Origin of the sequence: Neorhizobium alkalisoli (assembly GCF_002968635.1) — a bacterium.
Taxonomy (GTDB): Bacteria; Pseudomonadota; Alphaproteobacteria; order Rhizobiales; family Rhizobiaceae; genus Neorhizobium; species Neorhizobium alkalisoli.
The window spans coordinates 1-381 of sequence record NZ_PVBN01000066.1 but is presented as its reverse complement, the minus strand read 5'-3'; the positions used below and the strand labels follow the sequence as shown (position 1 = coordinate 381).

General features: G+C 50.7%; 1 protein-coding gene. It reads left to right on the top strand.

Annotation, left to right across the window (positions count from 1 at the left end):
• On the top strand, positions 1-379 hold a 379-nt coding region (locus C5L13_RS28580), incomplete at its 5' end, for an SIS domain-containing protein (RefSeq protein WP_158693570.1).
• Positions 380-381 lie beyond the last annotated feature (2 nt).

Genomic DNA, 381 nt, shown 5'->3' with positions numbered 1-381 from the left:
GCCCAGCTTACCTGCCATTGCACTAAATACTGATAATGTTGTCTTAACGGCGATTGCCAACGATCGCTTACATGATGAAGTGTATGCAAAGCAGGTGCGGGCGCTGGGTCATGCGGGAGATGTATTGTTAGCCATTTCCACCCGTGGCAACAGCCGCGATATTGTTAAAGCAGTTGAAGCCGCCGTTACGCGTGATATGACCATTGTGGCATTGACCGGCTATGACGGCGGCGAACTTGCAGGTTTGTTAGGGCCACAGGATGTGGAGATCCGCATTCCTTCGCATCGTAGTGCTCGCATTCAGGAAATGCTTATGCTGACGGTAAATTGCCTGTGCGATCTGATCGATAACACGCTTTTCCCTCACCAGGATGATTAAGG